This window comes from Providencia sp. wls1922, assembly GCF_009706505.1.
Lineage (GTDB): Bacteria > Pseudomonadota > Gammaproteobacteria > Enterobacterales > Enterobacteriaceae > Providencia > Providencia lanzhouensis.
Genome location: NZ_WLUG01000076.1, coordinates 20,044 through 27,614 on the forward strand (window position 1 = coordinate 20,044; position 7,571 = coordinate 27,614).

Annotated in this window: 7 protein-coding genes and 1 tRNA gene; 5 read left to right on the top strand and 3 right to left on the bottom strand. The window is 38.9% G+C overall.

Annotated elements, in window-relative coordinates:
* Positions 1-225: 225 nt before the first annotated feature.
* Both mltD and gloB read right to left on the bottom strand, forming a co-directional pair.
* Positions 226-1,605 carry a murein transglycosylase D gene (gene mltD / locus GKR71_RS07675; RefSeq protein ID WP_108479260.1) on the bottom strand — a complete coding sequence of 460 codons (1,380 nt, stop codon included), beginning with the start codon at positions 1,603-1,605 and terminating at the stop codon, positions 226-228.
* A gap of 82 nt (positions 1,606-1,687) precedes the next feature.
* Positions 1,688-2,440, bottom strand: coding sequence for a hydroxyacylglutathione hydrolase (gene gloB / locus GKR71_RS07680; RefSeq protein WP_154609858.1), 753 nt, complete (start codon positions 2,438-2,440; stop codon positions 1,688-1,690).
* Positions 2,441-2,474: 34 nt separating this feature from the next.
* Between gloB and GKR71_RS07685 the strand changes: the two genes are divergently transcribed.
* Positions 2,475-3,200, top strand: coding sequence for a class I SAM-dependent methyltransferase (locus GKR71_RS07685; RefSeq protein WP_036953950.1), 726 nt, complete (start codon positions 2,475-2,477; stop codon positions 3,198-3,200).
* Positions 3,201-3,212: 12 nt separating this feature from the next.
* On the opposite strand, the gene rnhA is transcribed toward GKR71_RS07685, so the two are convergent.
* On the bottom strand, positions 3,213-3,683 hold the full coding sequence (rnhA, locus tag GKR71_RS07690) for a ribonuclease HI (protein ID WP_036953952.1): 471 nt from the start codon (positions 3,681-3,683) through the stop codon (positions 3,213-3,215).
* Between the two features lie 54 nt (positions 3,684-3,737).
* Between rnhA and dnaQ the strand changes: the two genes are divergently transcribed.
* The 4 genes from dnaQ to GKR71_RS07710 all read left to right on the top strand — a co-directional run.
* Complete coding sequence (gene dnaQ / locus GKR71_RS07695; protein ID WP_036953954.1) at positions 3,738-4,499, top strand: DNA polymerase III subunit epsilon; 762 nt, start codon at positions 3,738-3,740, stop codon at positions 4,497-4,499.
* Between the two features lie 122 nt (positions 4,500-4,621).
* Positions 4,622-4,698 (top strand) — tRNA-Asp (locus GKR71_RS07700).
* A gap of 1,087 nt (positions 4,699-5,785) precedes the next feature.
* Complete coding sequence (locus GKR71_RS07705; protein ID WP_036953956.1) at positions 5,786-6,295, top strand: OmpA family protein; 510 nt, start codon at positions 5,786-5,788, stop codon at positions 6,293-6,295.
* Between the two features lie 65 nt (positions 6,296-6,360).
* Positions 6,361-7,571, top strand: a 1,211-nt coding sequence (locus GKR71_RS07710) for an Ig-like domain-containing protein (RefSeq protein WP_154634099.1), incomplete at its 3' end; no start/stop codon positions are given.

Here is a 7,571-nt window from a genome sequence, read left to right on the forward strand (position 1 = left end):
AAATCGGGATAATTATTTTTTCTATCACACCCTAATCAAGAATGTAAATGATATTGTGCGATTTCGGCAATTAAGTGTATTTGATGATATGTTACAACTCAAATTGTGATCCAGATTGATATCGAGATTAAGGCTAATTAAATAGTTTATTTCTAATCATTGAAATTTATTTAATATAAAATCCCCTAAGGTTTAACCTTTATGGGGATTTTTGAAATATTTAATTTAAAGATATAAATTCAATGTAACACCTGGCTTTAAATCTGCCATTTTAACACCTGAGTTCCAATTCATCAGGTCGTTAAGTTTAATTCCATGACGCTTAGCAATACTGTAATAAGTATCGCCTTTTCTGACTTTGTAAGTTCCACCTTTACGATTATTGCTGGTCGGTGTCGTACCTGAAATTTTTAATGTTTGTCCTGGAACGATGTTCGCTTTAGCTGTTTTTAACCCATTTAGCTGTTGGATATTCTTAGCTGTTGTATTGAATTTTTTAGCAATGCTTGCGATAGATTCACCTTTGCGAACTTTATAACTAAAGGTTTTAGCTTGCTTTGAGTTCGCTTTTGCTGTCTGGATGTTACTCGCCGCGGCTTGCGCATAACGATTTTGTGCTACTGCGTTGCGAATATCATTTAATACGTCTTGATCCGTCAGTGAAACTTTTAGCTGCTCAGCTTTTGCTGTTGGCAACATAATATAATGTGGACCATTTGGCGACGTAACGCCTCGGGTATAACCCGAATTATAGGTTTTAATAGATTCTTCCGTTAAACCTGTTAATTCAGCTGCTTGAGTCAATGTGATTTGTTGTCCCACATCAACTTGCGTTAACCCTCTATTCTTATTACTTTTTGGTAACCTGACTTGATAGCGTTCTGGTTGTCTCAGCACTTGGCTAAGCGCAAGGATCTTTGGAACATATTGTTTGGTTTCTTTTGGTAATTGAAGAGACCAAAAATCTGTTGGTAAGCCAGCAGCTTCATTCTTTTTAATCGCGTTTTGAACGCAACCTTCACCGCAGTTATAAGCAGCAAGTGTGAGCTCCCAATCGTGACCGAACATAATATTCAGATTCTCAAGGAGATCTAAAGCCGCTTTTGTGGATGTCACAACATCACGGCGTTCATCAACCCATTGTGTCTGTTTTAGCCCATATGAACGTGCAGTAATGGGAACGATTTGCCAAAGACCTGCCGCTTGCGCGGGAGAGGTGGCTTTAGGATTATATGAACTTTCAATGACAGGAATTAAGGCTAATTCCATTGGTAAGTTACGATCATTGATTTCATCTACAATTAAGTACATGTAAGGCTCAGCTCTTACTGCCACATCATAGATAAAACTTTGTTTATTGGAGTAACTATTGGCCATTTCCCGAATTGTTGCGTTTTCGGGGATATCCATCTTCAGCTCACCACTAATATAACCCCAAAGGTCATGATCGACTTTGGAAACCTGTCTACTTGCTGCTTGGTTATGGGATGCAACAGTGTCAATTGAGTGGTTGGCTGAAGATTTTGGTTGCTTAACGGTGACTTTAGAAGTGCCTTGACAGCCCGCAAGCAAAACAATGGCGATGAGGGTCGCGATTATCTTCATTAGCTCTGTTTTTCTTTGTTTTTAATGTTTAAAAGTTGACCAGATAATACTGGCTTTAGCTGTTATTGACAATAATTATACATCAATATTCATCTTTTAATTGGCGTAATAATGTAAAAACTGCTCGTAATGATGGATTTGTCATATTAATGTTCAGTTTTTGTTGTAATTCAGGGTTATCGCACTGTAAAAAAATGTTGATATTTTTCTCTATTTTCAATGTGCTAGGTACTGTTGCTTGCTGATTATTGCGCAAAGTTCTTACTTTTTCGGAATAATTCGTAATTGTCTCATTTTCAGGCCAAATATGATGAGCAAATTGTAAATTAGACTGCGTATATTCATGTGCACAGCAGATGAGAGTATCATCAGGAAGTGCTGCGATTTTTTGAATCGATTGATACATTTGATCGGGGGTACCCTCGAAAATCCGCCCACAACCGGCTGAAAATAATGTATCACCACAAAATAGGTAAGGAGCTTGGTAAAAACCAATATGTCCAAGTGTGTGACCCGGGAGACCAATGACTTGAAAATTGAAGTCATCAATAATGACGAAATCGCCATCACATACCAGCTCTGTCGCCCCTTTAACTAAGGTTTCTTGGGGGCCAAATACGGGGAGTTTTGGATATTGAGCAATAATAGCTTTTACACCCTGAGTATGGTCGTTATGATGATGGGTGAGTAAAATTGCAACAGGGGTCAATTGGTTAGCCGTTAATATTGAGAGAACCGCCTCTGACTCAGCAGGGTCAACGATGATACACTGCGGGTTGTTTGCTAGTAGCCAAATGTAATTATCATTTAACGCTGGTACTCGAATTAACTCCATAATCAACCTCGATCCGATTTTTAAGGGGAATGTTATGAAACCTGCGCGTATTGAAGAAAAGATTCAAATGCCCGCCAGTTGGTCTGATATTCCTTTTGGTGAACACTATCGCCAAGCCTTGGAAGCCCAGTTAGCGCCTTGGTGGCAAAAAATGTTTGGTTTTCACCTGCTTAAATTAGGTCATTTGAGTACAGAAATCCACACTAAAGAGTGCATGATCCCTCATCAATTCACGCTAGGTGAAGATCCTCACGTATTTGATGTCGCGGCAAATCCCGAAGCTTTGCCTTTTGCGGATAAGACAATTGATGCCTGCTTAATGCCTCATTTACTTGCTTATAGCCATGATCCACATTGGATCTTACGGGAAGTGGATCGGGTATTGATCGATGATGGTTGGCTGATTTTATCGGGATTTAACCCATTCAGCTTAGCTGGAATGGCTAAATTAGTACCGATTTTACGTAAGCAGCAGCCTTACTGTAGCCGTTTTTTCCCTTCTCTCCGGGTATTTGATTGGCTAGGGTTACTCAATTATGAGGTGCTATATCACCGAAATTGCCAAGTGTTACCTTGGATCTCATCGGAAAAACGGGTAAATAAACGTTGTGGTGGAATTGGCGTGATCAGCGTGATCGTTGCAAGAAAACGTACATATCCATTAACGCCAACGCCCTTGAAATTTAAGCAACCTAAAGTGAAAATTTCAACAGCGCTGGGTGCAACGAAAGAAATCAGTAAATCGAAGCAACTTCGTTAAATCTGAACCTGGCTATTCTTGAGTTGGTTGGTAGCCTGTATCTTCTTTTGTTGGCGCATTGGCCGCGGCGCGAGCTAATTCATCACATTTTTCATTCTCAGCATGACCAGCATGACCTTTCACCCAGCGCCAATCGATAGTATGGCGTGTTATTGCTTGGTCGAGACGCTTCCAAAGATCCACATTGACCACTGGCGATTTATCCGCCTTTTTCCATTGACGGCGTTTCCAATTGTGGATCCACTGAGTGATCCCTTGGCGTACATATTGGCTATCGGTGGTCAGAATAATATCGCAAGGTCGGGTCAGCGACTCTAAAGCAACGATTGCCGCGAGTAATTCCATGCGATTATTGGTGGTGAGGAAAAAACCATCACTGAGTGTTTTCTCATGTTGCTGATAACGAAGTACGATACCGTATCCGCCGGGTCCTGGGTTACCTAAACAAGACCCATCAGTGAAAATTTCTACCTGCTTTGTCATTTCTGTTACACTCTTCCTTATTCATCAACTTCTAGTTTGACACAAAAAAACATTATGAGCACGGCGATAACCCGACAAATTGTCCTCGATACTGAAACCACAGGTATGAACAAGCTTGGTGTTCATTATGAAGGGCACAATATCATTGAAATTGGTGCCGTAGAGGTGATTAATCGCCGCTTAACAGGTCGCAATTTTCATGTCTACATCAAACCAGACCGTCTCGTTGACCCAGAAGCTTTCGAAGTCCACGGAATCAGTGATGAATTTTTGCAAGACAAACCGGTATTTGCGGATATAGCCGATGAATTTATCGAATTTATTCGCGGTGCAGAACTCGTCATTCACAATGCACCCTTCGATATCGGATTTATGGACTACGAGTTTCGCAAGCTCAACAGAGGCATTCCTCCAACCTCAGAATTCTGTACTATTACCGACAGCTTAGTATTAGCTCGTAAGATTTTCCCCGGTAAACGTAATAACTTAGACGCCTTATGTGATAGATACCTTATCGATAACTCCAAGCGAACATTGCACGGAGCTTTACTCGATGCCGAGATCCTCTCTGACGTCTACTTAGCGATGACAGGGGGGCAGACCTCTCTTGCATTTTCAATGGAATCTGAATCCAGCAATACAGAACAGACCAATGAAATTCAACGTATTGAGCGTCCAGTAAGTGGATTAAAAATTATTTATGCTTCTGATGAAGAAATTGCAGAGCATGAAGCCCGCTTAGATATCGTGGATAAAAAAGGGGGGAAACCCTGTTTATGGCGGCAAACTGAGCAAGATGACGAGACTCTTCATTAAGGGCGACAGTTTTGTGATCTAATAAGGCTAAAAACTGCTCAACCGTACGATTTTTCAAGAAAAAGAGTTGACTGTCATATCAAGTATTCGTAATATGCTTGGCGTTCCCAGTAGGGAACTTCGGAGCGGTAGTTCAGTTGGTTAGAATACCTGCCTGTCACGCAGGGGGTCGCGGGTTCGAGTCCCGTCCGTTCCGCCAATTTATTAAGCCCTGAGTCTTACGACTCGGGGCTTTTTTTGCTTCAAAATCCCCCATTACATGACATCTCCAGCCTTTGGATGTACATGCCTCAATTCGCTCTTACACTCATTCTCACCCTTACAGGGGAAAGCTAGGTGGTTTATTACAGCCAATTCTGTTTTCTGTACTCACGGGGGGGCATACAGTCATCAAATTATTTATAGGAACGATAATTAATCCTATTATCGATAGACGTTATTACTGAGATATTGTTATTTTCGATTATTGAAATAGGAACCATCAATGTATATTAAATTAACATTTCATTTTACGAACTAAGAATAATTCCTATGTGAATTGGGAATTATAAGGGAATATTCTTAGTTTATATTCAAATATTGAATTTAAGTGAAATTATGAAAATTAATAGATGATATATATTACTAATTATGGTCTCTGACTATTTTGAAGGCGATTAAATGATAAAGGTATTTAATTAGAATGCGATAAACTTATATTTTACACGCAACGGGAGTATTTCGTGATAATAAGTTATTTACTCGTATTAAGGTATTTTTACCAGAATGTTAATAGGCATTAACACCGCCTATAGACCCCTCTTTTAGGATGGTTTTAACTTAGATATAAATTCTTTGTATTTATATATATATAGAATTTAAGTTTTATTTTTATCAATTTTATGGTTTTTATGCTCACGCACTATATGAGTTAGAAAAATAAATAATTTTTTAACATGTAAATTATTTCAATAAAAACAGTATATTATGAATCAATTGATAGAATAGCGACTAAAACTGATAGCATTTCTTTGGATTGGTAAAATTCGGGGGAGTAAAATTGACGCATATCAACTTTGAACGATATAATGCTGAAGTTTTCATCATGTAACAAAATGCTTCAGGTACCCATTTAATGGGTTGAATTGAAGCAAAAATAATTATAAGCATTTTATTTTTAAGCTGGAGACTAAATGATTTCCAGCTTTAGTATTTATTCAAATCACTACGATATTTATTCTCTCTAATATTACGTAGAGGGATTTTGCTTTGCATAAATTAAACACCATAGCGTTGAAAGGATTAATATGAAAAAGATCACTAGCGTTGTAATACTATTATGTATTGCAGCATTGACGGGTTGTGTGCGTAATGAAGGATTGCACGGGTATAATAACGAAACATGGAAGAATAAGAATATTCTTAAAGAAAGCAAGGAAGTTGAAAGTAATAAAGCATTAGTCTCTTTCTATAGAATAGATAATCAAGTTGAAGGGAAAACAATTAATATATTTGTGAATAAACAGTACCTCACTTCATTAGAGCCTAATGCGACTAAACAAATTAAATTATGCTCTGGAAACAACAATTTCACTGCATATAAGACAGATGTTAGCGAGCGCTATAATACCAAATTAAACGAAATCGATAATAAGCCACTAGAGCCAGGCAAATCCTATGCATTCTTGGTTACTGAAACCAATGGAACAGTATCATTAAAACCAATGACAGAAAAAGAAGTTAATGAATTTAAAGGGAAAGTTAGCACCCAGGTTCATACTTTACCTCGTGTGGATGTAGCTCAAAGCTGCCAATAATTAACACGATTTTAAACTAAATTTAATTCAATAAATAATTGTCCGATACGAGGCAATGGATAACTATGTCTATTAAAAAAATATCAATTAAAGTTAATAATAGCAAAGAGACGATTGAGCAATATTCTGTTACTGGTGGGGAAAACGGTGCAGGACAATTAAAACAACCACTGCATATTAATGCACAAAAAGATGTAAATTATTTATTAATTGATGAAAGTACACAATTCGCACCAGAAAACATTGCGGTTAAGCGTGTTGATAAAAATCTTGTCATCGCATTTGAAGGCGGCGATGTAGAAAGTCCTGATTTAATTATCGAAAATTACTTTGCTGAGAATGGCGCCATTGGTTATCAAGAAGGCGATGCAAACCTCATTATTGGTCAATATGAAAATGGCCAATACTTCCCATACGTTCCGGAAAGTGCAGTAAAAGCAGATGCAATCAGCCAGTTAGCTGACGGTCAAGCGGCTGGACAAGCTATTGGTGGCGATGCATTACCTCCATTGTGGGCATTTAACCCATGGTGGTTAGCTGCACTGGTTCCTCTTATTGGTATTCCTGCTGTGGCAATCAGTGGCGGCGGTGGTGGTGGCGGTCACTCTAAAGTTGTCGACCATGCACCTATCGCGGGTGATGACTCTGCACATGCAAAACATAATACTCCTGTTACTATCCATGTTACTGCGAATGACAGTGATGTTGATGGCGACTTAAATCCAAACTCTATTCGTATTGTTAAAGAAGGTTCTAAAGGAACCGTGACAATCGGTAAAGATGGAAAGATTATCTATACACCAAATAAAGGTGAATATGGCGTTGATACCATCACTTATGTGGTGAAAGATCGTGCAGGTCATGAGTCGAATGTTGCTACCATCACTGTAAAAATTGACGCGGCTCCAGAAGCGAAAGACGATTCTGCAGCAACCAAAGAATCTAAACCTGTCACCATCGATATGGAAAATAACTACTCCGATAAAGACGGGGATGTTGACCATAGCTCTTTAGCGATTAAAACCAATGGTGGCAAAGGTTTCGCGAAGTTTGTTAATGGTAAGTTAGTGTACCAGCCGAATAAAGGCGAAGTGGGTACTGACACCATCACTTATACCGTGACAGATAAAAACGGTAACGTCTCTGAAGATGCGACGATCACCATCAACATCGATGCGCCACCAGTAGCGAACGACGACTCAGCTAAAGCCAACAAGGCAACGCCAGTTGAATTAGATGTTTTGGATAATGATACCGATCTCGACGGTGATATTGA

Coding starts and splice junctions, on each gene's coding strand:
- rnhA (WP_036953952.1), bottom strand. CDS start 3,683: ATGACAAAGCAGGTAGAAATTTTCACTGATGGGTCTTGTTTAGGTAAC.
- mltD (WP_108479260.1), bottom strand. CDS start 1,605: ATGAAGATAATCGCGACCCTCATCGCCATTGTTTTGCTTGCGGGCTGT.
- dnaQ (WP_036953954.1), top strand. CDS start 3,738: ATGAGCACGGCGATAACCCGACAAATTGTCCTCGATACTGAAACCACA.
- GKR71_RS07705 (WP_036953956.1), top strand. CDS start 5,786: ATGAAAAAGATCACTAGCGTTGTAATACTATTATGTATTGCAGCATTG.
- GKR71_RS07685 (WP_036953950.1), top strand. CDS start 2,475: ATGAAACCTGCGCGTATTGAAGAAAAGATTCAAATGCCCGCCAGTTGG.
- gloB (WP_154609858.1), bottom strand. CDS start 2,440: ATGGAGTTAATTCGAGTACCAGCGTTAAATGATAATTACATTTGGCTA.